Origin of the sequence: Vitreoscilla filiformis (assembly GCF_002222655.1) — a bacterium.
Lineage (GTDB): Bacteria > Pseudomonadota > Gammaproteobacteria > Burkholderiales > Burkholderiaceae_C > Ideonella > Ideonella filiformis.
Genome location: NZ_CP022423.1, coordinates 1,277,741 through 1,300,528 on the forward strand (window position 1 = coordinate 1,277,741; position 22,788 = coordinate 1,300,528).

A 22,788-nucleotide genomic window follows, 5' to 3' on the forward strand; every position below is an offset into this window, starting at 1 on the left:
GGGGAAACGCCCCAGCCATATCGAGTTTTGTTTAGCAGGGTGGGGGGAGCGTGGTGTGTTGCGAACCCCTCTCCCCGGCCCTCTCCCGCAAGGGGAGAGGGAGACATGCGAAGCCACCCGCCCCCGCAAAAAGCCCCTCTCCCCTTGCGGGAGAGGGGTTGGGGAGAGGGGGAAACGCCCCAGCCATATCGAGTTTTGTTTAGCAGGGTGGGGGGAGCGTGGTGTGTTGCGAACCCCTCTCCCCCGGCCCCTCTCCCGCAAGGGGAGAGGGGAGTCAAGCCGTGCCACCTTATAGTGCCGCCCATGACCCGTGCCGCCCCTTCGACCGTTTCCGCCCCAGTGTCTCCCGCACCAACCGCCCCGCTCAAACTCGCTGTCATTGGCGCGGGGCCGGCGGGGTTGGCCTTGGCATTGCTGGCAGCGCGTGGATGGCATGGGGTGCAGGTGACGGTGTTCGATGCCCGTCCAGCCGACAAAGACGTTGCCGCCGATCCTCGCACCCTCGCCCTGTCTCTGGGCAGCGTGCAACTGATGCGCCAGCTCGGCGTTTGGCCCGACGCGCAAGCCCAACCCATCACCGAGGTTCACGTCTCCCAAGCACCGCCGACGCTGGGCGGTGCGCTGAGTGAAACGCTGCTCCGCCCCGAGGTGCGCCTCACTGCTGCCGAACAAGGGGTGACGGCGCTGGGTGCCGTCTTGGCGTATGACCAGATCGTGGCCCCGCTTCAGCGCGCTTGGGAAACGGAATGCACCCGCAGCGCCGGGCAGCATGCCATGCGCTTCGGCACCCCCGTGCAGGCGATTCGGGATGTGTCGGGCGGGGTGGAAGTCGAAGCGGGTGTCGTGGAACGCTTCGATCTGGCGGTGATCGCCGAAGGCGGGGTGTTCGCCGACCAAGCGCGCAAAGCGGTCAGCCATGACTATCGCCAAACCGCTTGGGTCGGCACGGTGCAACTGGGCCAGCCGGCGGGCGCGGCGCCCATCCCAGCGGGGGCGGCGTTTGAGCGGTTTACTCGCCATGGGCCGGTGGCCTTGCTGCCTTTGCCCGCACGGGCGGCGGATGCGTCGGGCGTGCGGCGGGCGTCGCTGGTGTGGTGCGTGCCGACGGACGACGACCCGGTGGCCGAACTCAGTCCCGAACAGCGCCGCACCGTGCTGGCCACCTTGCTGCCCGAGGCAGCGGGGCCGTTGCTGGACATCGGGCCGCTCAAACATTTCGCCCTGGGGTTGAACGCCGAAACCACCTTGGTGGCGGGCCGCAAAGTGCGTATCGGCAACGCGGCGCAGACGCTGCACCCGGTGGCGGGCCAAGGTCTGAACTTGGGTCTGCGCGACGCCCAAGCCTTGGTGCGCACCCTGCGCCATGCCACCGATTTGGACGCCGCCCTGCGCCGCGTCGAATGGGCGCGGGCGCCGGATCGCTGGAGCATGATCGCCACCACCGATTTCCTCGCTCGCAGTTTCACTTGGCAGTGGCCGGGGCTGCCGGCGCTGCGTGGGTTGGGTTTGGCGGCGTTGCAGGCGTTGCCGCCGGTCAAGTCGCTGCTGGCGCGGCAGATGATGTTTGGCCGACGCTGAAGCTGGTGTGATGGTGCTGGAGTTGGTGTTGTTGCTGGCGCTGGCCGGGGCGTTCGGTGTGGCGTGGTGGGGCGCGGCGCGACGTTCGGCGCGGGTGTGCGCCCAAGCGGCCTATGCGCCCAGTGAGTTGGACACCTCCGGCACCGTGCAGCGCCAGTTGTTGGCTCAAGCCTTCCCCGATCCAATCGAAGCAGCGGCCATGGCCCGCTGGCTGGACGCTTGGGGGTTCCAGTTTCGGCACGATGGCCACTTTTTGCCCGACGTGCCGCCGGACGCTTTACCGGCGCTGCTTCAGTCGCTGTTCGCGCCGGGGCAGACAGCGTTGGCTCGCCAGCATCTGGAGCGATATGGGCCGCATTTGCCGCATCCTGGGCGGGTGCATTTGGCGGCGTTGCGGTTGAGTGGCGGGGATGTGGCGCGTCTGGCCACGGTGATCGACGCCGCACGCCACGACTGGGCGGACGTGTGCCACCAAGCCGAACAAGCCGACCAGCCCAACGGGTTGGGCGATTACCTGCGCTGGCTCAGGGCGCAACACGCCCCGTCAGCGCCAACAGCGTGACCAGCTCCGCCGCCGACTTCACCCCCAGCTTGCTGAACACCTTGGCGCGATGCACTTCCACCGTGCGCATCGAGATGTGCAGCTCGTCGGCGATCACCTTGTTGAGCTTGCCAGCGGCCACACGCTGCATCACCTCGCGTTCACGCTCGGTCAGGCTGGCCAGGCGTTGACCGGCGGCGCCCTGCGTCGCCTGTTGTTCGCGCTGGCTTTGTGCCAACGCCAGCGCCCGTTGCACCCGCTCCACCAAAGCGTGGTCGCTGAACGGCTTCTCCACAAAGTCCAACGCCCCTTTGCGCAGCGCATCGACGGCCATCGGAATGTCGCCATGGCCGCTGAGGAAAATCACCGGCAAGCTCACACCCCGGGCGATCAGCTCATCGTGCAGTTGCAGGCCGGACAGCGGCTCCATCCGCACATCCAACAGCAAACAGCCGTGCAGTGGCTCACGCGCCAGGGCGGCCAGCAGGGTGGGGCCGTCCGGGTAGGTGCAGACGTTCAAGCCGTGTGAGCTGAACAGAAACGACAAGGCATCGCGCACACTGGCTTCGTCATCGACAAGGTGGACGCACAGCGCAACATCGGTCATGGTTCATTCCAGATCGGCAGGGTGAAACGGAAACAAGCGCCGCCCAGCTCACTCGATGCGCCAGCATCCAGTTTGCCGCGATGGGCTTCGATCACCGAGCGGCAAATCGCCAGCCCCATGCCCATGCCCTCGGCCTTGGTGGAGTAAAACGGCGCGGTCAACTCCTCGATGGTGCGGGCTTGCAGGCCGGGGCCGTTGTCTTCCACGCACACACAGACATGGCGCAGCGACGCCTCCGCCCGCGCCTGGATGCGCAATTGCACCGGCTGGCGCTGGGCGCCCAGGCCCGCATCGATGGCATTGCGCACCAAATTGAGGGTGACTTGTTCGATCAACACCGGATCGGCCAGCACATCGGGCAGGGTGTCGGGCAAGGCCCAATCGATGCGCACGGGCTGGTGGCGCCAGTCGCGTTGCAGCAGTTTGACGGCCCGGTGCAGTGTGGCCGGCAGATCGCAGCGTTCGCGCTGGGGCGCCCGGCGCGTCAAAAAACCTCGGATGCGTTGCACGATGCGCCCCGCTTCGGCCACCTGTTCACCTTGGCGGCGCAGGGCGTTGAGCACGGTGTCGTTGTCGAAGCCGGCACGCTCCAACATGCGCAACACACCGCTGTTGTAGCTGGCGATGACGGTCAACGGTTGGTTGAGTTGATGCGCCAGCGCCGAGGCCACTTCACCCAAGGTCGTCAGGCGGGCTTGGTGGGCCATGGCTTCGGCTTGGTGGCGTTCGCGTTCTTCGAGCTGCTTGCGTTGGGTGATGTCGATCATCGAGCCCATCCAGCCGATGTGGCGCCCCGACGCATCCACCAAAGGCGATTCGAACACCATCACGTCCACACGCCGGCCATCGGCATGCACCCAGTGGGCTTCGTAGCCCTCGCGTGGGGCCAAGCCGGCGAGGTTGCGTTGGCTGCGCTGCTCGGCTTCGTCCAGCGCATCGCTGGGCCAATAAGGCATCGGAGGCAAGCGCCCGACCAGCTCATCGGCCGGGCGCCCCACCATTTCGCAAAACGTGCGGTTGACGTAGATCAGCCGCCCCTGCGCATCACGCGCCCGCAGGCCGACCAGGGCCGAATCCTCCATCGCACCGCGCCACGCGGCTTCCGTGCGCCAGGCCGACTCCGCTTGCAACACCTGCCGCACCTGTTGGCGCAGCAGCCACGTCGCCCAGACGATCAGCACCAAAAACCCCCCCACCAACACCAGCGGCACATTGTTTGCCCACGAGGAGGGCGGTTCACGCAGCGCCAGCTCCAAGTAGGTGCCGGGCAGCCCAGGCCCGACCAGCACCCGGTAGGTGAAGTCTTGCTGTGCGGTGCGGTCACGCCGGGGCCAGCGGGTGTCGGGTTGTTCCAGCGTGGCCAGCACGTGTTCGGAGACATCCACCAGCCGCACGTTGTATTTGTGGGTGATCCACCACGGCGTGCCGCGTTTGAGCAGCCCCGCCGGCAGGTAGCGGGCCACCAGCTTTTCGCTGTTGACGTCGTGCGGATGGGCGACTTCGCCATCGGTCGCATCGGTGCGGGTGCTGACGGGCGCCACCAAGTGCGCGGACAGGCCGGGTTGGGCCGCGTCCTCCTCGCTGCCGAGATGGGGGTCGCGGGGCATGTCGGGGTTGTCCAGATGGGCCACGATGCGGTTGCGGGCATCCAGCCACGTCAATCCGATCCACAGGCGCCGAAAACCCGCCGACACGTAGGGCGACGCCTGGAGCGACGCCGCCGAGCGCGGGGCCGTGGCCAGTTGCGCCGCCAGGGTGCGCAGCAGCGCTTGTTCCAAATCGAGGCGCGTGCGCAGTTGGGCTTCCACGCTCAGGGCATCCGAGATCAGCGAGCGGCGCAGTTCTTCCCGTTCTTCGTGCGCATTGCGCTGCGCCCAGATCACCACCCCCAGCACAAACAGCAGGGACAACCCCAGCGGCACGGCCCACAACCCCCGGCGTCGGGGCGCACGAGCCGGTGAGGGAATCGAAGAAGATAAGGGTAAACCCGCAGTCATAGAGAGAGGATCGGGGCAAGATGCGGCGAAATGTGGAAGTCCACAGTTTCACCGGGGATGAGGTTTTCGCACACTCGCCCGCATTCATCGCCCCCCAGGAGACACGCCATGACTTCCCCGTTGTCCTTCACCCGCCGGTTGGCCCTGTCCGCAGCCGCTGTGCTGACGCTGTCGGCGTCCAGCGTGGCGTGGGCGCAAGCGCCCATCGTCATCAAGTTCAGCCACGTTGTCGCCGCCGACACGCCCAAAGGCAAGGCCGCCGAGCACTTCGCCAAGAAGGCCGCCGAGCTGACCAAGGGCCGCGTCAAGGTCGAGGTCTACGCGAACTCGACTTTGTACAAGGACAAGGAAGAAATGGAAGCCCTGCAACTGGGCGCGGTGCAGATGTTGGCGCCTTCGCTGGCCAAATTCGGTCCGCTGGGCGTGAAAGAGTTCGAGGTGTTTGACCTGCCGTTCATCTTCAGCAGCTACGAGTCGCTGCATCAGGTGACGAATGGGGCGTCGGGCAAGATGTTGCTGTCCAAACTGGAGCCCAAGGGCATTCGCGGGTTGGCTTATTGGGACAACGGTTTCAAGTCCTTCTCGCTGAATGCGCCGATCAAGGCGCCGGCCGATCTGAAGGGCAAGAAGATGCGCATCCAGTCCTCCAAGGTGCTGGAAGAGCAGATGCGCGCCCTGGGTTCGCTGCCGCAGGTGATGGCATTCTCCGAGGTCTACCAAGCGCTGCAAACCGGCGTGGTGGATGGCACCGAGAACCCCATCTCCAACCTCTACACCCAAAAAATGCACGAAGTGCAAAAGAACTTGACGCTGACCGAGCACGGCTACCTGGGTTACGCCGTGATCGTCAACAAAAAGTTCTGGGACGGGCTGCCGGCGGACATCCGGGGCCAGCTTGAACAAGCCATGGCGCAGTCCACCACCTACGCCAACGCGATTGCCAAGGTGGAAAACGACACCGCGCTGGCTGCCGTCGAAAAGAGCGGCAAGACCACGATCTACAAACCGACCCCGGCTGAGCGCCTGGCCTTCAAGAAGGCGTTGGTGCCGGTGCATCAAAAGATGGAAAGCCGCATCGGCAAGGACGTGATCCAGTCCATCTACAAAGACGCCGGCTTCTCGCCCGACAAGCTCTGATCCCCTTGACCCTCACCCTGTGACGACGTGAACGACGGGGGCTGCGGCCCCCGTCGCCGCGTCTCCTGTTGGGAGACTCTCATGTTCAACCGATTGCTCAACCACCTGGAAGAGCTGCTGGTGACCCTGCTCATGGGCAGTGCCACCGTCATCATCTTTCTGTCGGTGATGCACCGTTATTTGTCCGGTTACGCCATTCCTGGCGTCCAGGACTGGCTCATCAGCCTGAACTTTGGCTGGGCGCAAGAGCTGTGCATCATCCTGTTCGTTTGGATGGCCAAGTTTGGCGCCGCGTATGGTGTGCGGACGGGCATCCACGTCGGCGTTGATGTGCTGATCAACCGTCTGGACGACAGCAAGCGCGCCAAGTTCGTGCTCTTCGGCCTGCTCGCGGGGGCCCTGTTCACCGGCATCGTCGCCACGCTGGGTGGCAACTTCGTTTGGGAAAACGGCGCGCACTATGCCTTCTTCCATGCCTTTGGCATCGAAGCCCCCGATCTGTACGAAGGTCCCACCACCCCCGATTTGGAGTGGCCCACGTGGATCGTGTACAGCGCGATTCCGTTGGGTTCGTCGCTGATGTGTTTCCGCTTCCTGCAAGTGGCGTGGAACTTCACCAAGACCGGTGAACTGCCGCACCACGACCACGGCCACGTCGATGGCTTGGATGAAGAAGTGCCTGTCGATGCCAACCCCTACGGCATGGACGACAACCTGCACATGCACGACCTCAAGCACCACCACAAGGCCCCGAACGCGAACGGCAAGGAGTCTCAGCCATGAATGCCCTGGTCATCTTCGGCTTGCTGGCCGTGCTCATGCTCACCGGGATGCCGATCTCGATTTCGCTCGGCCTGACGGTGCTCACCTTCTTGTTCACCATGACCGAGGTGCCGCTGGAGTCGGTGGCGCTCAAGCTGTTCACCGGCATTGAGAAGTTCGAGATCATGGCGATCCCGTTCTTCATCTTGGCGGGCAACTTCCTCACCCACGGCGGGGTGGCCAAACGCATGATCAACTTCGCCAGCGCGATGGTCGGCCACTGGTATGGCGGCCTCGGCTTGGCGGGGGTGTTGGCGTGTGCGCTGTTTGCGGCGGTGTCGGGCTCCAGCCCGGCCACGGTGGTGGCGATCGGCTCGATCTTGCTGCCGGCGATGGTCAAGGCAGGCTTTCCGAACCGCTTCGGCGCCGGGGTCATCTCGACGTCGGGCGCACTGGGCATCCTGATCCCGCCCTCCATCGTGATGGTGATGTACTCGGTGGCCACCAACACCTCCGTGGGCGCGCTGTTCATGGCCGGGGTGATTCCGGGCTTGGCGCTGGCCGGGGTGCTCGGCGGCGTGACCTGGTACCGCGCCCGCAAGTTCAACTACCCGCGCCAACCCAAAGCGAGCTGGGCCACGCGGCTCAAGGCGCTGCGTGAATCGATCTGGGGCTTGTTCCTGATCGTGGTGGTGATGGGCGGCATCTACTCGGGCATCTTCACCCCGACGGAAGCAGCGGCGATGTCGGCGGTGTACGCCTTCATCGTGGCGGTGTTCGTCTACAAGGACATGGGCCTGAAAGACGTGCCCAAGGTGCTGCTGAACTCGGCCAACATGGCGGCGATGCTGCTTTACATCATCACCAACGCCGTGCTGTTCTCGTTCATCATGACCAACGAGAACATCCCGCAGGCGCTGGGCGACTGGATTTTGCAGAACGGCTTCGGCCCGATCGCCTTCTTGCTGGCGGTGAACATCATCTTGCTGCTGGCGGGCAACTTCATGGAGCCGTCGTCGATCGTGCTGATCTTCGCGCCCATCTTGTTCCCGGTGGCGGTCAAGCTGGGCATTGACCCGGTTCACTTCGGCATCCTGATGGTGGTGAACATGGAGGTGGGCATGTGCCACCCGCCCGTGGGGCTGAACCTCTACGTGGCGTCGGGCATCACCAAGATGGGCATCACCGAGCTGACGGTGGCGGTGTGGCCGTGGCTGCTGTCCATGCTCGGCTTCTTGGCGGTGGTGACCTACTGGCCGGGCCTGTCGCTGTGGCTGCCGCGCATGTTGGGCATGGTGGCCTGACGAAAGCGGACAGGTGGGGGCGCCAGGTTCATGCGCCGAGTGCGCTGACCAGGGCCTCCAGGGCGGTATGCGCTTCAGCCAAGAGGTCGGCGGGTGCCGGTTGCAGCGGCACCTCGGGCAATGCGGCAGCGCCTTGGGTTTTCAGTCGCTTCACCCAGTCCCCTGCTTCGCGGCCACTGGCAAACCCCTGGCTTTGCAGCAGCACCCGTCCATCGTGCGCACTGAGTTTGAAATAGAACTGGCCATCCGCCTCGCGGTACTGCTTGAACACCGGCAGCGCGGGTTTGGCCTTCTCCGCCTTGGCGGCGTTGCTGGCCACCGGGGCCGCCACCATGCGGCGCAGGCCCACGGCGTTGCGCAGCTCGGCCAGCAGCGGGGCGGCCTGGGCACGCGCCTTGGCGGCGCCGTTCATGAGGATCTCTTCCAGCTCGGCAGGGCGGGCCATCAGTTCCTCGTAACGCGCACGCATCGGCGCCAGATGCCCATCCAGCAACTCGAACAAGCGGGTTTTGGCCTCACCCCAGCCCAGGCCAGCTTGCAAGTCTGTGCGGAAACCAGCCGTTTGTTCAGCCGAAGCAAATGCGCTGTAAAGCGTGTAGAGGTGTGAGCCTTCGGCGTCCTTCGGCTCACCCGGCAGTTTGGAATCCGTCACCACACGGGCGATGGCTTCTTTCAAGGCCTTGGCGCCGCCGTCGAAGAGCGGAATGGTGTTGTCGTAGCTTTTGCTCATCTTGCGGCCATCCAGGCCGGGCAGCACCGCCACCTGTTCTTCGATCACCGCCTCGGGCAGCACAAAAAACTCACGCCCCTGGCCGAACAGGTGGTTGAAGCGCGAAGCGATGTCTCGCGCCATCTCGATGTGCTGCACCTGATCGCGTCCGACAGGCACTTGATGGGCGTTGAACATCAAAATGTCGGCGGCCATCAGGATGGGGTAACTGAACAAACCCATCGTCACCCCATCGTCCACATCCCGCGCCGCTGCGGTGTTGGCGTCGGCGGCGGCCTTGTAGGCGTGGGCGCGGTTCATCAGGCCCTTGGCGGTGACGCAGGTCAGCAGCCAAGTCAGCTCGGGGATTTCGGGGATGTCGCTCTGGCGGTAAAACGTCACGCGGTTCGGGTCGAGGCCCGACGCCAGCCACGTCGCTGCCAGCGCTTGGCGGCTGCGCTCGATGCGGGCCGGATCGTCGCACTTGATCAGGGCGTGGTAGTCGGCCAAGAAGAAAAACGCATCCACGTCAGCACGCTGACTGGCGGCGATGGCCGGGCGGATTGCGCCAGCATAGTTGCCCAAGTGCGGGGTGCCGGTGGTGGTGATGCCAGTGAGGACGCGGGTTTGCATGGCGATTCGAGCGAGCTGGGAAAAACGTGAAAGATTCGGCATTGTCTGCGGTAGCCTGCGCCGCTTGTCGATGACTTGCGAGGCGCCATGCTGCTTGGAACCCTGTTTGCCCTGGCCGCCGGCCTGATGTGGGGCTTGGTTTTTGTCGGCCCCCTGATCTTGGACGATTACCCAGCGGTGATGCTGGCCTTTGGTCGTTACCTCGCGTTTGGGCTGATCGCGCTGCCGCTCGGGTGGCTGGATCGTGCCAACCTGCGCGAGCTGACGCGGGCCGATTGGTGGGAGGCGCTGAAACTCTCCCTGGTCGGCAACGTGCTGTACTACCTGTTTTTGGCGTCGGCGTTGCAACGGGCTGGCGGCCCCCTGCCGACGATGATCATCGGGACGCTGCCGGTGGTTATTGCCATCGTGGCCAATCGACGCAATGCGGCGCGTGATGGGCGCTTGCCTTGGCGCCACATGGCCCCTTCCCTGGGTTTAATCTCGCTCGGCTTGTTGTGCGTGAACCAAAGCGAGCTGCAAAGCTTGCTGGCCGATCCACATGCCGATCCGGTGCGCTACGCCTGGGGGGCGGTGTTGGCGGTGGGCGCGGTGGTGTGCTGGACGTGGTATCCGATCCGCAACGCCGATTGGTTGCGACATCACACCCAGCGCAGCCCGCGCAGTTGGGCCACAGCACAAGGGCTGATGACACTGCCCTTGGCGAGCCTGGGTTTTGCGCTGACTTGGGGGTATTTCAGTGCCACCGATGCCCCATGGGCCATGCCGCTGGGGCCCCGCCCGCTGCTGTACGTCGGGATGATGCTGGCCATTGGCCTGCTGGCATCGTGGGTCGGGACGCTCTGCTGGAACGAGGCCAGCCAGCGCCTGCCGACGCGCTTGGCCGGCCAGCTCATCGTGTTTGAAACCTTGTCGGCCCTGGCTTACACCTATGTTTGGCGCCAAGCGTGGCCGGATACGCTCACGTTGGCCGGGGTGGGTTTGCTGGTGGCAGGTGTCAGTTGGGGTGTTCCCCAGCACCGGGCACCGTGAGCACCCGGTTTGACACTTGAAGGCGCGTCAGGGAGTGTCCTTGAGCGCTTCTTGGACGTCCCTCAACAGGCGTTCCATCGCTGGGGGGGCCTCGGCGTGGAGCAGCCACGCGGTACTCGGTAAGTTGTAGGTTTTGGGCGACAACTGCTGTTCCCAGCGTCCGACCAAAGCCGATTGGTACTTGGCCAAAAAGGTGGAAAACGGCGCTTGCTGCGTGAACGACCCGGCGACTTGTTGGGGCGCCATGGTGTTCGACACCAACGCAGCCAGCTGTTTGATGTCGGCGTGGCCCTGCTTGACCAAACCCAAGAAAGCGGTACGGACACGCACATTTGAAGAGCCATTGCCATGCTGCCGCCACATCACATTGAGCGCCCGCAGCACTTCGACATGGGGAATCGGCATGGAGGCGTTGATACGCTCTTGCTTGACTTCGAACGGTGGGCTGACCTCAACGGTTTGCAGCAAGGCCGTGACCAAATCAGTACCGTCGGCGGCCAAGGTATCGAAGTTCAGAACCTTGACTTTACCGGGGAAGTTCTTGTGATAGAGATCCAGAACCACCGACGGATTGAACAACTGGCTGCCGTAGGGCCGTGCCATGTGCGGGAAGAAATACTCCGACCATGTGGCTTCAGCGCCGTGCTTGATGCTTTCTTGCCAACTGGACACCAGCAGATCGTCACTCCGCCGCATCACGTAGACGACTGTGGTGTCCACCGATTTGAGCATTTTGGCCAAACTGGCCACCTGCTTGGCATTGAGGCGATCGAAATTCTCGGAGGAAATGATGTTCAGTGAAAACTCACCGAATTTCTGGAGGGCATTTTCCAAAATTGGAGAATGACCAGAACTCTGGAACTCTTCGACGATTTTGTGCTGCCCATAAGCGATGTTGATGCCGTCAGGAACATAGTTGATCCCGCTGGCGCTCAGTTGCTCTGAGTGAGCAAACAATCGCTTTTGAATGAACGTGGTTCCAGTCTTGTGCGGCCCAATGTGGAGCAGGAGCTTTGGAGTGGTCATTGTTTGAATCGGAAAAGCGCGGGTCATCCAAGTGTGACCGGCATGAACAACAGTGGCATCGTCCGGATGACGCCGGTGCAGCAGTTGGCACCCCGGGCAAGAGGCGAAAAGAGGGTCACACCGGTCCCTCTTTTCGCACCGAACTCAGCCTTACTTCACAGCTTTGTTGATGGTCTCCACAGGGGAGCCGTCCAACAGGCGCGGCCAAAGCGACTGGGGCTTGGCCGGTGGGAAGATGCCGATTTGTCGCAGCGCATCGGCCAACACCTCGCGGCCATGGTCGAACGAGTATTGGTCTTGGGTCAAACGGCGGCAAGCGGCACTCATGGCCTCCCACCGTTCTTGGCTTTCGTAAATCTCGGCGATGTGCTCCGCCCATTGAGCCGGCTCGGCGCAAATCATGGCTTGATCGCCATGGCGAGCGCCCGTGCCTTCGGCGGCAGTGGGGGTCATCACCGTCGGGATGCCGCGTGAGAACGCGCCGATCACCTTACCCTTCAATCCAGCGCCGGTCAGCAGCGGCGCTACAAAAACGCGAGCGGTGTCGTACACCTCATCGGTGGTTTTGACGAAGCCCTTGAGGATGATGTCCTCACCTTCGAGCTTCTTGAAGCGTTCTGGCGCCTTGCTGCCGTAGATCAAGAACGGCACGCCCGGCAGACGCTCGCGCAGCAGCGGCATGACTTCGCGGACGAACCACTCCACGGCTTCAATGTTCGGACGGTGGCCAAAACCACCCAAGAAAGCGATGCCTTGGCGTGCTTCGAACGGTGGGATGTCTTGGGCGGTTTCCACCACCCAGGGGCAAGCACCCGTGGGCGTCGCGTTTGTGGCCGTGCTGTGGCTGGTGATGACTGCTTGCTCCACTTCGCTGTAGGAAAGAGCCAGGTCCACCTTGCTGATGACCTTGAGTTCGCTCTCACGCGTTTGCAGAGCGCGACCCATCTTTTGACCGTCTTGGTCGTGGATGGCTTCGCGCAGCTCACGCAAGAAGTGCAGGTCGTGGATGTTCAGGATGATCTTGGCTTCCGGGTAGAGCGAGCGGATCTTGTCCACCACCTGCTCGGCCACGCCATAGCGGGCGATGTAGAAGAAGTCGAACTCGCTGCCGCGCTTTTCGATCACTTCCGCCATGCTGTAGCAGAACGGGGCATACAGCGTCTCCACGCCCATGCGCTGGAGTTGTTCCGTGTAGCCGCCCATGAAGGCGACGTTCGACGGAACGAACGTCACCTTGCAACCCAAGGATTGCAGGATGCGAATTTCCTGCAATGCGGCGTAACTGCCGGCATCTTGGTCGGGCGTCAAGGTTTGGGCGTCCAAAACGAGGGCACGGAAGCGCACGCCACGGTCTTGGAGCAGATGGGGCTTGTCGTGGCCGTTGACGCCGTTGTGCTGGTAAGCCTCGGCCCAGCGACGCAGGAACTTCGGCCTGTTGATGGCTTGGAAGCGCTTCAGCCCGCTGCCACTGGTGCTGGTGCCGTTGCTGACGCCTTCGTAGTGAACCACTTCACAGAACGGGGTGTAGACCGTTTTGAAACCCTTGGCGCGCACACGGAAGGCCAAATCGGTGTCTTCGTAGTAGGCCGGGGCATAGTAGGTGTCGAAGCCCTTGAGTTCCTTCCACAGGGGCACGGGCAGCATCACACAGGCCCCCGACAGGTAGTCCACCTGCCGCACGTAGTTGTAGCGGGGCTCGGCTGGGTTGCCGTTGCGGCCAATGTTCCAGGGTTGGCCATTGCCCCACACCAGCCCGCCGGCTTCTTGCAGGTCGCCGCTGGGGTAGATCAGCTTGGCGCCGGTCATGCCGACGTTGTCAAAGCGCTCGAACGGGTCCAGCAGCTCGTCCAGCCAGCCCGACATGACTTCGGTGTCGTTGTTGAGCATCACGACATACTCACCACGCGCTGCTTCACCCCCGGCATTGCTGGCACCGACGAAGCCTTGAGCCACCTCGTGGCGCACCACGGTGATGTTTTGAACGATGGTCTGGATGTCCTCGGTTTCGTCGCTGGAGCCGTCGTCGACCACGATCACTTCGTAGCTGGCGCGGCACTGGGCCGCTGCGAGCGAAGCCAAGCAGGTGTAAGTGGTGGCGAACTTGTTGTGAACCGGAATGACGATCGACACCTTGGGGGAGTCCCAAGCTGGGAAGACGATCGGGTCATAGGTTTGCAGCGGCCCGGTGAAGCCACGGATCACCTGTTCCTGACCCAGCGCCATGTTCAACACGGCTTGTTTGAGTTCGGCGATGGCTTCGGGGCTGTCGGCACTCAGCGCGGCATCCGACAACCGAGACAGGCCACGCCGCAGCGATTCATACCGCTGCGGCCCCAGCGGCGACAGGTAGCTGCGCAGGTAGCGCGTGCCTGCATAGCGTTGCAGCGCATCGCTGGGGGTCAACTGGTTGAGCAGCATGAACACACCCACGTCGACCACGCGGCCCGGATGTTTGCGCAGCGTCACCGAAACTTCGTGGGGGCGACCATCCAAGAACCGATCCGGTACGCCCAAGAAGAAGCGTTGGCCGGGGGCGTTGTGCTCGCGAGGCGAGGCCGCTTCGCCGCTGGAGGCGAGCTCGTTGTCGATCCACAAATCCAGTGCGTGGCGGGCTTCCTTGCCCTGCACATGCAACCAGCCGGTAAACCCTGCGCCGTTCAGACCTTCGATTTTGCCTTCGATGACCAGATCCGGCAGCGTGATCTCCGGCCCTGCCAGCGTGGTGCCGGTGATGGTCTCACGCACGGTCAGTTTGTGTGTCTTGCCGTCAAACACTTCTGGCGGCAGGCGCAAGGTGTAGGCGCAGTAGCCTTCAGCGAATTGGAGTTTGGCCAGATCAGCGCGGAACTTGTTGGCTGTGCTGCGGGCCACGGTCTGGCCATCGGACATCAGCTCGACCGTGACCGGTGCGGTGGGATTCTCCGGATCCAGGGCCCAGCCCGTGATAAACAAGCCACGCATGGCATCGGCGTGCCCCATCACCGGCAGCATGCGCTCCACATTGATCGACAGGGGGAAGTTCAGGGCGGTCTGGCTGCCCGCCAGCTCGGAGCCTTGGAATCGCAAGGTGATCACGCGCTGGCCACCGGTGAACAGCAAGCAACCCGGGCATGCGCACTTCAAAGTCCACAGCTGCGGTCTGCCCTTTGGCGTCCACGATGTCAAGGCGTCCTTTCTGGGCACGGGCCGTCAGGACAAATTCGCCATCCGCATAGACCTGGATTTCGGCAGGCAAGGCGGGCAGCACGCGGGTGCGCACCCATCCTTTCAGTGTGTGGCCGTACAGGCCGTCAATGCCCGCATCGGCCAAAGACAGATCGACGGAAGGCAGCCCAGCAGGCGTTGTTTTGGAAGACTGGCTCATGACTGAAGATGTGAAAGTGGCAGATTTGCGGAGGACGACATGTCATCCAGAAAAACTGGCCGTTAGTCTAGCTGGTTGACGATACGGGATTTCACGCCTCCACCAAACCGTGCGCTTGTCGCTCTTGTGGGCTCAGGGGGCGTCCGGCCAAGTGACGGGCGGTGTCGGCCCAATGGTCGATGTCCAATGGCAGGCGCCACAGTGCGCCGGTCACGGTGTGGAGCCACGCACTGCGGCCCTCTCGGGAGGTCAGCAAGGTGGCGACCTTGTCGGCCAAAGCCAAGCGCCCCAGGCTCTGGCCTGTGCGGCTCCAGAGGTGCAGCACTTCGTCTTTCGAGGCCGCATCCCGGCAGGTGACACACAGCAGCATGTCGGGTGTGGCCGCCAGATGCAGCACGGGGGCAGGGTGGTCGCGCAGCACGACAGCGGCATCCTCGCTGCCCGCCGGGGGCAGCCAGTACACATCGCAGCCATCGGCCACCAGCAGGCCCCCTTGCTCGTCCGCGAGGATGGGGCCGGGTTTGTTGCTGCGCAACACCAGGGCCCATTCGGGCAAGTCCCCGTCGCCGCCGGCTTGCCAACGGGCCACGCGGATGAACCCCTCGGCAATCAGGGCATAGATTTGGTCGCCATAGGGGGACAAGGCCACGGCCAGCACCTGTCCGGCCACGTGCCACTCGGCCACTTGCTCCCATGCATGGGGCGGGCCGTCGAGCAGGCGCATCATGCCTTGGCCGTCGATGGTGGCAGAGCGGGCCACCGCACTCGCACACGCCACCAACCCGAGGGTGCCAGGGGTGAGGGGGGCGGGCCACAGCACGGAGTCATGCAGTTGCCCGGCCCGGTCGATGGCCACGGCGTCGCCGCGTGGGCCGAGCAGCAGCAGGGCGTTGGCGTTGTCTAGCGTCAACATGCGCACCGCACTGAAGCCGTTGACGCGGATGTGCTGGCGCGTGTGGGCCACGTCTGTGTCGCCCAGGTGGACATCGCCTTGTGCATCGATCCACACCAAAGTGGCGTCTTCGCATGTCAAGCACTGGCTCACCGTGCTGGCTGGGAGGGTCGGTTGCAGCAAGGGGTGGCGCGCCCCCAATTCCCAGAGCATGACGTGACCTTGGCGCACATCCCCGGTGGCGGCGCGGTGGCGCAGCACGTCCACGGCCAGCGCGGTGGGCTGCCCCGCTTCCGGGCGCAGCAGGGTTTGGAACAGCGCGGGGCGCGTGCCCCAAGCCAGCCCATGGGTGGAAGGACGGGGAGGCTCCAGCGGGCAAACCAGCCACTGCGATTCCCCCACTTCCAAACTGAAGTCCGCCGCTTCAAAACAGGACTCCAGCGGCATCACCTCAAAACTCTTGGCTTGGCCGAAGTGACCCCGCAACACCCCATAACGGCCTTGGCGCTTGCAGCTCAACAGCCAGTGGCCGTTGTGCGACCACAGCCTGAAGACCTGTTCAACTTTGGCCAGGGAGGTGGCCGGTTCCAGATCGGGCATTGGGCGCACGAACACCTCGTTGCGTTCCACCGTCAGCAGTTGCTGGCCGCTGAGCCAGGCCAGACCTTGGAGGGCATCGGGGCGGCCCGCGTAGCGCAAGCGGGTTTCGCTGCCCCGGCTGTCTTGAGGACGGATCAGACCAAGGATGCCGTCGGCACTGCCCCAAGCGAGCCAGTCCTCGCCACCCGGGCCATTCGGACCCGACCACGACAGCCAGCGCGGCACCGCCGTTTCACTCAATGCCGAGGGTTTGCGTGCCCCGAAGCGTTGCTCGGTTTCATTCCAGCGCAGCCAATGGATGCCCCCTTGGGCCGCCAATGCCAACCAGGGACGACCCCAAGCCAGGGCGGTGATCATGCCGGCGCGGGTTTGTGAGGTCTCGCGCACGCGCATGTCGCCCAAGTGGACGAAGCTGAGGTGGGTGGGACGGGTGTCGCGTGAGTCGGCGCGGGTGTCGATGCTGACCAGCCAGTCGCCATCTGGGCTGAACGCCAATGCGCCCACCGGGCGGCCTGCCGGATGCAGGTGCAGGATGCGTTGCAGCCCAGGACACTGGCCCAGGCTGGTCAACAGCGCTTGGCGAGCGGGGACGGTATCGGCCACATCAGCCGCTGCGGCGGCCAGAGCCAGGGCCACATCCGGGCGGTGCTGCACCGCTTGCTGGGCCGCCAGCCCCGCCGCCCGGGATTGCAGCCCCCAGCACAGCGCTTGCAAGCGGCGCTGTTCTGCGTGTGCTGGCGTGGGTGCGGGGGCATCACCGCGTTGCAGGTGCAGCAGCAAGGTTTGCCAATCGATGGGCTGACCGGGCGCAGCACACGACCAGAGCCAATCAGACTCATGCAGCCACGCCACCGCTGGATGGGCACTCAGTGCCAGGGCCAATTCAGCGTGGCGGCTGCGGCTGCGGCTGTCCGTGGCTTGGTGGGGCACTTCGGGGCTGACGAGCACCCAAACGGGGTGCCCAGCCTGTCGGAGCGACGACACGGGCGTCCACGCCGTGGCACTGAGCAGCCAGTGGGGGCTCAACAGCACCAAACAGACCGCCGTCGCGGGGGCCGCATGGGCGTCCAGGTGGACGTCGATGCCTTGGGTTTGGAGCCATTGGAGCAGGAGCGTGGCCGTATCGGCATCGGCCGGCGCATGGGACAGAAACAGCGAAGAGGTGGGCATGGTCGGTCAAACAGACGGAGTCCCGGATGCCGGATTGTTCTCCAAGGTGCATAGGTGGAGAGTGGCACACTGCGCGCCTATGTCGATCTCCCCCCAGTTGTCACCCACCCAGCCGGCCATCCAAGGCGTGGTGGCTTGCCTGTGTGCCGGATGGTGTACCACGTGCGAGGCTTTTCGCCCGGCGTTTGCCGCCTTGGCGCAAGCCCACCCCGAATGGCGCTTTGTCTGGGTGGACATCGAAGACCACGCCGATGCGTTGGAAACCGCCCCCGGGGGCGCACCGGACATCGACAACTTTCCCACCCTGCTGTTGAGCCAGCCCGGTGGCCAGGGTTTTTGGGGCACGATCCTGCCCCAAGCGCCCTTGGTTGAACGGTTGTTGCGGCAGGGCGAACAAGGTCGGTTGCCCCGTTTGACGCAAGCGGGTTTGGCTGAAGTCGTTACGGCCTTGGCCGAGTCACCCGACTGCCAACCCTGAAAGTCCGGCGCCTTCAAGCGTTTGGTGAGGAGGGTGCCGTCCAGGCGATGGGGGGCTGTCACTGGTTTGAACTTAGGCAACACTCGGACTGGACAAGTGCGCCGAGGCCAGCAATGCTGCGCTCTCCACATCAGGAGACACCATGGTTGTGCCCCCTCACCCGCCGCCGCCGTCCCGGCAGGCCATGCTCGCGCTGTATCGCCAGCGTGCCTCACGGTATGACATGGAGTTGGCGCCTTTCGAGCCGATCCGGCGCCAGGCCATTGATCGGCTGAACCTCAGGCCAGGTCAGACCGTGCTGGACGTGGGTTGCGGCACAGGACTGAGTTTGCCCGGCTTGTGCCAAGCCGTGGGCCCCCAGGGGCGTGTGGTGGGAGTGGAGCAGTGCCCCGAGATGCTGGCGCAGGCACGGGAGCGGGTGGCCGTGGATCGCAGCGGCACGGCGGTGGAGCTGGTGTGTGCTTCAGTGCAACAAGCGCCCCTCGTGGGATGGGCCGATGCGGCCATGTTCCACTTCACCCACGACATCGTGTGCGATCCGCAAGCCTTGGCCCAAGTGCTGCGACACCTGCGACCCGGCGCCCACGTTGTGGCCACCGGTTTGCAGTGGGCCCCGGCATGGGCGTGGGCCACCAACGCCTGGGTGTGGAGTGCGGCGCTCTATTCGGTCAGCTCATTGCGGGGTTTGGAAGCGCCGTGGCGTTTGTTGGCAGCCGTGTTGCCGGGGTTGCGCGTCGAGCCGGTGTGGCAGGGGGCGGTGTATGTGGCCCACGGCCAAGTGCCCGACGCTCCTTGAGTTGAGTCCGCCTTCACGGGCGCCACGCGGCCAGAGCGGCCGCCCCGACGATCAACAAGCCCCCCACGGCCAACGCAGGGGTCAGGGTGCCGGCACCCAGCCACCACGCTGAACCGGCGGCCCAAAGCACTTCGGTGAGCATCACCACCCCCGTGATGCTGGCGGGCAGCCGCGCTGCACCGTACTGGAAACTCAGGTTGCTGGCCAAGAAAGCCAAACCCAGCAGCGTCGCACCGGGCAGCCAATCGGTGGCGTGGGCCATTGGGGGCAGGGGTGCGGCCATGCCCACCGCCAGGGACGTGCCCACCATCACACCGCCCAGGAACATGGCCAATCCGCAGGCGGCGCGGTCGAGGTGGGCTTCGCGGCGCAGCATCACGCTGTTGAACGCGAAGCTCAGGCCACCCAGCAGCCCCAACCCATCGACCCACTGCCAGCCCGCCCCCAAGGATTGCCCCTCGGCAGGCCACAGCACCGCAGCGGCGCCGCCCATGGCCAGCAGCACCCGCAGCCAAGCCGAAGCGCTGGGGCGTTCGTCCAGCAGCCACCATGCCAGCAGCACCAGCCACAGCGGCATCAGGTAAAACAGCAGCACCACACGCACCACGTCGCCAGCCGTGATGCCCCAGTTGAACGAAGCGTTGGTGACACCCGACGCCAGCAAAATCAACCACAGTGCTGGGGTGGTGAACACGTCACGCCAAGCTCGCGGACGCACGCTCCCCAGCAGCAGCGTGATCAGCCCAAACACCAAGGCGGTGCTCCACAGCGGATGCAGCCCTTGCGCCTGCAATTCCCGCATGGGCCACCACGACAGGCCCCAGACCATGGCGTTGAACAACAGCCCCGCCACCGCTGCGGGCGGTGAGGTGTGAGAAGGCGATGCCATCCGGGATCAGGACGCGGGATGCTTGGCCGCCTGGTGCTGACGCTTGCGGTACCACAGCACGCCGAGGGCGATGGCCCCCAAGCCCAGCAGCGCGAAAATCCCGTACTGGAAGCGGTGCAGCACGCTGAACATCCATTCCCAGTTGCGAGCGCCGAAGTAGCCCAGGTACACCCACACTGGCACGCTGATGAGTGCCGCCAGCCCATCCATGACGAACCACGTCAGGAAGCTCACGCGGCCCGTGGTGCCGGCGGTGAAAAACACTGGGGTGCGCAAACCGGGCAGAAAACGGGCGACGAACATCACCCAGCGCCCATACTTGACGAAAACGCGCTGCGCTTTGCGAAAGCGCACCGGCGTCAGCACGCAGCGCACGCCGGGCCAGCCCATGACGCGGCGCCCCAGGTGGCGACCCGCTAAAAACACCATGCCATCACCGATGAGCACGCCGGCCATGCCGACAGCAAACATGGTGTGAACATCGGCGTAACCCATGCCGGCGATCACACCGCCGGTCACCAAGGTCACGTCTTCGGGGACGGGAATGCCAAATCCGCAGATCAACAGCATGGTGAACACTGCCAGATAGCCGTATTCGGTAAAGATGGGGAGCAGGACGTTGAAGACTTCCATGGCAGGGCGCTGAAGCGGCAGGGCGCGGTTATAGCAGTATCGCCCTCTGGCACACTCCCCCATCCCTGTTGCTGGTGTTTCTTTCCCATGCCCCGTCCGATAGAAGCCTTGGTTCATGCTGAATCCCTGTCCCACAATTTGGGACGTGCCCGGGCATGCGCTCCGGATGCGCGTGTTTGGGCGGTCGTCAAGGCCAACGCCTATGGGCACGGCATTGAGCGCGCTTTCGAGGCCCTGCGCGGGGCGGACGGGTTTGCCCTGCTGGATTTGGCCGAAGCCGAGCGCCTGCGTGCTTTGGATTGGCGTGGCCCCATCCTGTTGCTCGAAGGGGTGTTCGAGCCGCGTGATTTGGAGCTGTGTTCGCGGCTCAACCTGTGGCACGTGATCCACTGCACCGAGCAGATCGACTGGCTGGCCGCGCACAAAACCCATGCGCCCCATCGCGTGTTCCTCAAGATGAACAGCGGCATGAACCGCTTGGGGTTTCAACCGCAAGCGCTGCGGGCGGCGTGGGCGCGGCTCAATGCGTTGCCGCAGGTGGATGAAATCTCCCTCGTCACCCACTTTTCGGATGCGGATGGGCCACGCGGCATCGCCCACCAAATGGCGGCCTGGGAAGCCACCACGCACGATTTGCCCGGCGAGCGCAGCTTGGCCAACAGCGCCGCGACGTTGCGCCACCTTTCAGCCGCCGGCGTTCGGGCCGATTGGGTGCGCGCCGGCATCTTGACCTACGGCGGTGTGCCCGATTTTCCGGAGCACGACGCAGCATTTTGGGATCTGCGCCCCGGCATGACCCTGCGCTCGCGCCTCATCGCCACCCAAAACTTGGTGGCCGGGGACACGGTGGGTTACGGCAGCACCTTCACCGCCCCAGCGCCCATGCGGGTGGGGGTGGTGGCGTGCGGTTACGCCGATGGTTATCCGCGTCACGCACCGACGGGCACACCGATCTTGGTCGATGGGGTGCGCACCACCACGGTCGGGCGGGTGTCGATGGACATGCTGGCGGTGGATTTGACCCCCGTGCCGCACGCCGGCTTGGGCACCGAGGTGACGCTGTGGGGCTGTGGCCCGCGTGGCCGTGTGCTGGGCATCGACGAAGTGGCCCGGGCAGCGGGCACCATTGGCTATGAGCTGATGTGTGCGGTGGCGCCGCGTGTGCCGATGTCCTTGGTGTGACGACGAACTCAACCCCCGAAACGGATTGGATTGGCGATGACCCCGGTTTCCCATCAACCCCTGATCACCCCTCGACCCGTTCCCGCCGAACTGCTGGCGGTGCTGGCCGAGCGTTTGGGTGCGCGCTTGTCCACGGCGTGGGCGGTGCGCGAGCACCATGGCCGGGACGAGTCGCCCTTTGATGTGCCCCCGCCCGACGCCGTGTTGTTCTGCGAAAGCACCGAGGAGGTGGCCTTCGCGGTGGCTCAGGCCGCCCGCTGGAAGGTGCCGGTGATTCCGTATGGTGCGGGCTCCTCGCTGGAAGGCCACTTGCTGGCGGTGCAGGGCGGGTTGAGTTTGGACTTGTCGCGCATGAACACGGTGCTGCAACTCAATGCCGAAGATCAGACCGTGCGTGTGCAGCCCGGCGTGTTGCGCAGCCAGCTCAACCAAACGGTGAAAGATGCCGGGCTGTTTTTCCCCATCGATCCGGGCGCGGATGCTTCGATCGGCGGCATGACGGCCACACGTGCCTCTGGCACCAACGCCGTGCGCTACGGCACCATGCGCGAGAACGTGTTGGCGTTGACCGTGGTCACCGCCAGCGGGGAGGTGATTCACACCGGCACGCGGGCACGCAAGTCCAGCGCGGGTTACGACTTGACGCGCTTGATGGTCGGTTCCGAGGGCACGTTGGGGGTGATCACCGAGATCACGCTCAAGCTGCACCCGCTGCCCGAAAGCGTGGCGGCGGCCATTTGTTCGTTTGACGATGTGGCGTCGGCGGTGAACACCACCATCGCCATCATCCAGATGGGGGTGCCCATCGCCCGCTGTGAGCTGTTGGACAGCAACGCGGTGCGCGCCGTCAACCTGAACGACAAACTCGGTTTGAAAGAAAGCCCGATGCTGCTGATGGAGTTTCACGGCAGCCCCGCCAGCGTGCAAGAGCAAACCGAAACGGTGCAAGCGCTGGCGCACGAGCACGGTGGCCAAGCGTTCGAGTGGGCCACCACGCCCGAAGCACGCACGCGGTTGTGGCGAGCGCGGCACCACGCTTATTTGTCGGCCCTGCAAACCAAGCCCGGCTGCCGCGCCGTGACCACGGACACCTGTGTGCCCATCTCACGCCTGGCCGAGGCGGTGACCGTGGCCGAGGACGAAGCGCGTGCAGCGGGATTGCCTTATTTCATCGTTGGGCACGTGGGCGATGGCAATTTCCACATCGCATACCTCATCGATCCGGCGCGGCCTGAGGAACGCGAGCTGGCCGAGCGTTTGAACGAAGGCGTGGTGCGCCGGGCCATTGCAATGCAAGGCACTTGCACCGGGGAGCACGGCATCGGCCTGCACAAACAAGGGTTCTTGCTGGAGGAAGCCGGCGCGGGTGGGGTGGCGATGATGCGGGCGATCAAACAAGCGCTCGATCCGGACAACATCCTCAACCCGGGCAAGATTTTTCAGCGCCCAGCGGTTTAA

General features: G+C 64.5%; 18 protein-coding genes. 10 read left to right on the forward strand and 8 right to left on the reverse strand.

Translation table 11 applies throughout. The annotated features are described in order from the left end of the window. The first annotated feature begins 303 nt into the window (after positions 1-303). A complete protein-coding gene (locus VITFI_RS05975) occupies positions 304-1,578 on the forward strand; it encodes an FAD-dependent monooxygenase (RefSeq protein ID WP_089416193.1) in 1,275 nt (424 codons plus the stop codon). After that, the gene (locus VITFI_RS05980; RefSeq protein ID WP_089416194.1) at positions 1,565-2,140 is read left to right on the forward strand and encodes a hypothetical protein; all 576 of its coding nucleotides are present in this window, start codon (positions 1,565-1,567) and stop codon (positions 2,138-2,140) included. The genes VITFI_RS05975 and VITFI_RS05980 overlap by 14 nt, the downstream gene beginning before the upstream one ends. Here the strand turns inward: VITFI_RS05980 and VITFI_RS05985 are convergent. Both VITFI_RS05985 and VITFI_RS05990 read right to left on the reverse strand, forming a co-directional pair. Further along, entirely contained in the window at positions 2,103-2,726 is a 624-nt protein-coding gene (locus VITFI_RS05985) for a response regulator transcription factor (RefSeq protein WP_089416195.1), read from the reverse strand. The genes VITFI_RS05980 and VITFI_RS05985 overlap by 38 nt on opposite strands. Next, positions 2,723-4,723, reverse strand: a complete 2,001-nt coding sequence (locus VITFI_RS05990) for a sensor histidine kinase (RefSeq protein ID WP_089416196.1) — start codon at positions 4,721-4,723, stop codon at positions 2,723-2,725. Before VITFI_RS05990 ends, VITFI_RS05985 begins: the two co-directional genes overlap by 4 nt. A gap of 108 nt (positions 4,724-4,831) precedes the next feature. Here VITFI_RS05990 and VITFI_RS05995 point away from each other — a divergent pair, with 108 nt between their 5' ends. The 3 genes from VITFI_RS05995 to VITFI_RS06005 all read left to right on the forward strand — a co-directional run bounded on the left by VITFI_RS05995 (position 4,832) and on the right by VITFI_RS06005 (position 7,926). After that, positions 4,832-5,860, forward strand: coding sequence for a TRAP transporter substrate-binding protein (locus VITFI_RS05995; protein WP_089416197.1), 1,029 nt, complete (start codon positions 4,832-4,834; stop codon positions 5,858-5,860). Positions 5,861-5,941: 81 nt separating this feature from the next. Continuing rightward, entirely contained in the window at positions 5,942-6,643 is a 702-nt protein-coding gene (locus tag VITFI_RS06000; RefSeq protein ID WP_089416198.1) for a TRAP transporter small permease, read from the forward strand. Then, positions 6,640-7,926 (forward strand): TRAP transporter large permease, encoded by a 1,287-nt coding sequence (locus VITFI_RS06005; RefSeq protein ID WP_089416199.1) that lies wholly within the window; start codon positions 6,640-6,642, stop codon positions 7,924-7,926. Before VITFI_RS06000 ends, VITFI_RS06005 begins: the two co-directional genes overlap by 4 nt. Before the next feature lie 28 nt (positions 7,927-7,954). On the opposite strand, the gene VITFI_RS06010 is transcribed toward VITFI_RS06005, so the two are convergent. Continuing rightward, positions 7,955-9,268 (reverse strand): tryptophan--tRNA ligase, encoded by a 1,314-nt coding sequence (locus tag VITFI_RS06010; RefSeq protein ID WP_089416200.1) that lies wholly within the window; start codon positions 9,266-9,268, stop codon positions 7,955-7,957. Between the two features lie 87 nt (positions 9,269-9,355). On the opposite strand from VITFI_RS06010, the gene VITFI_RS06015 reads away from it, so the two are divergent. Then, positions 9,356-10,300 (forward strand): DMT family transporter, encoded by a 945-nt coding sequence (locus VITFI_RS06015; protein WP_089416201.1) that lies wholly within the window; start codon positions 9,356-9,358, stop codon positions 10,298-10,300. A 27-nt stretch (positions 10,301-10,327) separates the two neighbouring features. Here VITFI_RS06015 and VITFI_RS06020 read toward each other — a convergent pair whose 3' ends face one another. The 3 genes from VITFI_RS06020 to VITFI_RS06035 all read right to left on the reverse strand — a co-directional run bounded on the left by VITFI_RS06020 (position 10,328) and on the right by VITFI_RS06035 (position 17,352). Next, positions 10,328-11,257: a hypothetical protein gene (locus tag VITFI_RS06020; RefSeq protein ID WP_157725578.1), complete on the reverse strand. Its 930-nt coding sequence runs from the start codon at positions 11,255-11,257 to the stop codon at positions 10,328-10,330. 219 nt (positions 11,258-11,476) lie between these two features. Then, positions 11,477-14,401 carry a glycosyltransferase gene (locus VITFI_RS06025; RefSeq protein ID WP_157725579.1) on the reverse strand — a complete coding sequence of 975 codons (2,925 nt, stop codon included), beginning with the start codon at positions 14,399-14,401 and terminating at the stop codon, positions 11,477-11,479. Positions 14,402-14,781: 380 nt separating this feature from the next. After that, the gene (locus VITFI_RS06035) at positions 14,782-17,352 is read right to left on the reverse strand and encodes a TIR domain-containing protein (protein WP_089416205.1); all 2,571 of its coding nucleotides are present in this window, start codon (positions 17,350-17,352) and stop codon (positions 14,782-14,784) included. Positions 17,353-17,431: 79 nt separating this feature from the next. Between VITFI_RS06035 and VITFI_RS06040 the strand changes: the two genes are divergently transcribed. Continuing rightward, the gene (locus tag VITFI_RS06040; protein WP_089416206.1) at positions 17,432-17,830 is read left to right on the forward strand and encodes a thioredoxin family protein; all 399 of its coding nucleotides are present in this window, start codon (positions 17,432-17,434) and stop codon (positions 17,828-17,830) included. A 142-nt stretch (positions 17,831-17,972) separates the two neighbouring features. Beyond that, the gene (locus VITFI_RS06045; protein ID WP_089416207.1) at positions 17,973-18,626 is read left to right on the forward strand and encodes a class I SAM-dependent methyltransferase; all 654 of its coding nucleotides are present in this window, start codon (positions 17,973-17,975) and stop codon (positions 18,624-18,626) included. A 13-nt stretch (positions 18,627-18,639) separates the two neighbouring features. Here VITFI_RS06045 and VITFI_RS06050 read toward each other — a convergent pair whose 3' ends face one another. Together VITFI_RS06050 and VITFI_RS06055 are read right to left on the reverse strand one after the other, a co-directional pair. Beyond that, positions 18,640-19,515: a DMT family transporter gene (locus VITFI_RS06050; RefSeq protein ID WP_089416208.1), complete on the reverse strand. Its 876-nt coding sequence runs from the start codon at positions 19,513-19,515 to the stop codon at positions 18,640-18,642. 6 nt (positions 19,516-19,521) lie between these two features. Then, positions 19,522-20,148, reverse strand: coding sequence for a DedA family protein (locus VITFI_RS06055; protein ID WP_089416209.1), 627 nt, complete (start codon positions 20,146-20,148; stop codon positions 19,522-19,524). A gap of 87 nt (positions 20,149-20,235) precedes the next feature. Here VITFI_RS06055 and alr point away from each other — a divergent pair, with 87 nt between their 5' ends. Next, the gene (alr, locus tag VITFI_RS06060) at positions 20,236-21,330 is read left to right on the forward strand and encodes an alanine racemase (protein WP_089416210.1); all 1,095 of its coding nucleotides are present in this window, start codon (positions 20,236-20,238) and stop codon (positions 21,328-21,330) included. A gap of 36 nt (positions 21,331-21,366) precedes the next feature. Beyond that, positions 21,367-22,788 carry an FAD-binding oxidoreductase gene (locus VITFI_RS06065; RefSeq protein WP_089416211.1) on the forward strand — a complete coding sequence of 474 codons (1,422 nt, stop codon included), beginning with the start codon at positions 21,367-21,369 and terminating at the stop codon, positions 22,786-22,788.

Bases quoted from the DNA above. Each gene is read 5' to 3' on its own strand.
- VITFI_RS05975 (WP_089416193.1), top strand. From the start codon at position 304: ATGACCCGTGCCGCCCCTTCGACCGTTTCCGCCCCAGTGTCTCCCGCA.
- VITFI_RS05985 (WP_089416195.1), bottom strand. From the start codon at position 2,726: ATGACCGATGTTGCGCTGTGCGTCCACCTTGTCGATGACGAAGCCAGT.
- VITFI_RS05990 (WP_089416196.1), bottom strand. From the start codon at position 4,723: ATGACTGCGGGTTTACCCTTATCTTCTTCGATTCCCTCACCGGCTCGT.
- VITFI_RS05995 (WP_089416197.1), top strand. From the start codon at position 4,832: ATGACTTCCCCGTTGTCCTTCACCCGCCGGTTGGCCCTGTCCGCAGCC.
- VITFI_RS06000 (WP_089416198.1), top strand. From the start codon at position 5,942: ATGTTCAACCGATTGCTCAACCACCTGGAAGAGCTGCTGGTGACCCTG.
- VITFI_RS06005 (WP_089416199.1), top strand. From the start codon at position 6,640: ATGAATGCCCTGGTCATCTTCGGCTTGCTGGCCGTGCTCATGCTCACC.
- VITFI_RS06010 (WP_089416200.1), bottom strand. From the start codon at position 9,268: ATGCAAACCCGCGTCCTCACTGGCATCACCACCACCGGCACCCCGCAC.
- VITFI_RS06015 (WP_089416201.1), top strand. From the start codon at position 9,356: ATGCTGCTTGGAACCCTGTTTGCCCTGGCCGCCGGCCTGATGTGGGGC.
- VITFI_RS06035 (WP_089416205.1), bottom strand. From the start codon at position 17,352: ATGCCCACCTCTTCGCTGTTTCTGTCCCATGCGCCGGCCGATGCCGAT.
- VITFI_RS06040 (WP_089416206.1), top strand. From the start codon at position 17,432: ATGTCGATCTCCCCCCAGTTGTCACCCACCCAGCCGGCCATCCAAGGC.
- VITFI_RS06045 (WP_089416207.1), top strand. From the start codon at position 17,973: ATGGTTGTGCCCCCTCACCCGCCGCCGCCGTCCCGGCAGGCCATGCTC.
- VITFI_RS06050 (WP_089416208.1), bottom strand. From the start codon at position 19,515: ATGGCATCGCCTTCTCACACCTCACCGCCCGCAGCGGTGGCGGGGCTG.
- VITFI_RS06055 (WP_089416209.1), bottom strand. From the start codon at position 20,148: ATGGAAGTCTTCAACGTCCTGCTCCCCATCTTTACCGAATACGGCTAT.
- alr (WP_089416210.1), top strand. From the start codon at position 20,236: ATGCCCCGTCCGATAGAAGCCTTGGTTCATGCTGAATCCCTGTCCCAC.
- VITFI_RS06065 (WP_089416211.1), top strand. From the start codon at position 21,367: ATGACCCCGGTTTCCCATCAACCCCTGATCACCCCTCGACCCGTTCCC.